Origin of the sequence: Anaplasma marginale str. Florida (assembly GCF_000215485.1) — a bacterium.
Taxonomy (GTDB): Bacteria; Pseudomonadota; Alphaproteobacteria; order Rickettsiales; family Anaplasmataceae; genus Anaplasma; species Anaplasma marginale.
The window spans coordinates 1-2,432 of sequence record NZ_AFMS01000117.1 but is presented as its reverse complement, the minus strand read 5'-3'; the positions used below and the strand labels follow the sequence as shown (position 1 = coordinate 2,432).

Annotated in this window: 2 protein-coding genes; both read left to right on the top strand. The window is 53.3% G+C overall.

What is annotated here, in order from left to right; all coding sequences use genetic code 11:
• Window positions 1-1,143, top strand: a 1,143-nt coding sequence (locus GAC_RS03185; protein ID WP_037349447.1) for a P44/Msp2 family outer membrane protein, incomplete at its 5' end; no start/stop codon positions are given.
• Window positions 1,144-1,207: 64 nt separating this feature from the next.
• Window positions 1,208-2,404, top strand: a complete 1,197-nt coding sequence (locus GAC_RS03180) for a P44/Msp2 family outer membrane protein (RefSeq protein WP_012659132.1) — start codon at window positions 1,208-1,210, stop codon at window positions 2,402-2,404.
• The last annotated feature ends 28 nt before the right edge of the window (window positions 2,405-2,432 follow it).

Sequence of the window (2,432 nt, the reverse complement as noted above, 5' to 3'; positions counted from 1 at the left end):
GCGGCAGAGTTTGGTGGTGACGATACCGACTTTTACTTGGGATTTGGGCTTGCCCCAGCATTTGGGAATGTGGCGGATTTCTACGCTGAAGTTCCCGGCGCAGCAGATTCTGCATTACCTTATAGGAAGGATGCCATTGGCGGCGGGGAAACCTCCCCCTTTGACTTTGATTGGGAAGAATCGGGCACCAAGGGGAGTAAATACCCGATAAAATTCCAGCACAATAGCCTGTTTGGAGTTGTTGGCAGTATAGGCGTTCGCCACTCAACTGGTAGGCTGGAGTTCGAAGCGATGCGTGAGCGCTTTCCCATCATGAAGGTCAGTGGTAGGGTGTGGGCCAAAGGGGACTCAATGTTCCTGCTTGTGGATGATGCAGTGGTGCGGGTTGCGACAGGACAGAGAAGTGCCAATGACAGCGATAGCAAAACTGTAAAGTCGCTAAGCAAGGCGTTGCCCGAGCACCAGGATTTCTTATCACTGGAAGATGCGCTGAGCACTGCGGTACAGACGGTTACACTGAAACAGGGCGCTCTGGCACACACAGGTGCTGATAAACATGACGCTGCGGCGGCAGCCAGGATTGTCGCTATGGTATATGGGAGCCAATTTGGGAGGAGGGATGATACCCCTCTTACTCCTGAGCGGATGCGAAAAGCCATGCTGCTCCTTGCTGCCGCTACGGCAGTCGACAAGCAAGAGCGTGAGATTATTGACCGCGCACGTATGATTAGCGTCGCCTTTGGCAGTATTGGTGGACACAAAATCGAAATACCTGCGGTCGTGGCCAACACTTTTGGCGCAAACTACTGCTATGACGTTTCTACTGTTAACATGGGGGGTCTATCCCCATATGGCTGTGTTAGCGCGGGAATGAGCTTTTTGAAGGTGGTCAAGAACAGTGTTCCGAAGTTTACATATGGTGCGAAGCTGGGTGTGAGTTACGAGCTCTCTCCGCGGGCTAGGGTTTTTGTTGGTGGCGCGTACCGTAGGGTTATGGGGTACGGCGAGCGGTGCCGTGTGTCTACTCTGTCCGCGGCGTCAGGGTATCGTGAGTATACTGAAAGGGAAAATATCAGAGCGCGCGTGTCCTTTGGGCTGCATTACCTGGCGCTGGAAGCAGGGTTGAGGTTTATACTCGCGTAGCGCTCTATTGTTGTTTCCTCCTAGGTGGGGAGGGGATGTGTGTTGCTGATGTACGGAGGGTGAGGTGGTTAGGTCTTTTCTGTTGGGTGCGGTTGTAGCTGGAACTATCGCGTTTGGTTCGTCCGCTGTTGCGGCAGGGTTTGGTGGTGACGATACCGACTTTTACTTAGGATTTGGGCTTGCCCCAGCATTCGGGAGTGTGGCGGATTTCTACGCTGAGGTTCCCGGTGCGGCGGATTCTGCGTTACCTTATCGGAAAGATGCCGTTGGTGGGGACACTTCCCCTTTTGACTTCGATTGGAGCAGCGTGGGCACCAAGGGGAGCAAATATCCAATAAAATTCCGGCACAGTAGCCCATTTGGCGTTGTTGGCAGTGTGGGGGTGCGCTACTCGACAGGTAGATTAGAGCTCGAAGCAGTGCGCGAGCGCTTTCCCATCATGAAGGTCAGTGGTAGAGCGTGGACCAAGGGAGACTCAATGTTCCTTCTCGTGGATGACGCAATTGTTCGGCTTGTGACAGGACAGATTGACAGCGATGATCCGGCGGCGAGAGCTCTTCGTGTGCTGTCCTCTACTCGGTACGATGGGCTTCATGATCTTGCGAGTGCGCTGTCTGGTGAGCTTGGTACACGAACCGGGAAAGGGGCTCTAAAGCATGTAGGGGCGAGTTCGGTGGATGTGCACACAGCCGTCAAATTAGTTGCTGCTACGATTGGCTACAAATATGGGGGTCGGAGCGTCAGCACACATGACCAGAAACGCAAGGCCATGCTTCTCCTTGCTGCGGCGACTAAAGCCAAAACCGACAATAATGAAGAAATTTTGAAGAAGGAGCGGGAAATGATACTCGCAGCCCTCGGGCGCATTGGTGGATATAAAATCGAGATACCTGCAGTTGCGGCCAACACTTTTGGTGCCAACTACTGCTATGACGTTTCTACTGTTAACATGGGGGGTCTATCCCCATATGGATGTGTTGGCATAGGGATGAGCTTTTTGAAAGTGGCCAAGACCGGTACTCCCAGGTTTACATATGGCGCAAAGCTAGGTGTGAGTTACGAGCTCTCCCCACAAGCCAGTATTTTTGTTGATGGCGCATACCGGAGAGTTATGGAGTATAAAGAGCAGTGCCGCGTGTCTACGCTGTCTGCAGCGTCGGAGTATCGCGCGTATACTGAGGAGGAAGACGTCAAGGCACGCGTGTCCTTTGGGTTGCATCACCTGGCGCTGGAAGCGGGATTGAGGTTTATACTCGCGTAGCACCCTGCTGATTGCGTTCCCCCTCCAA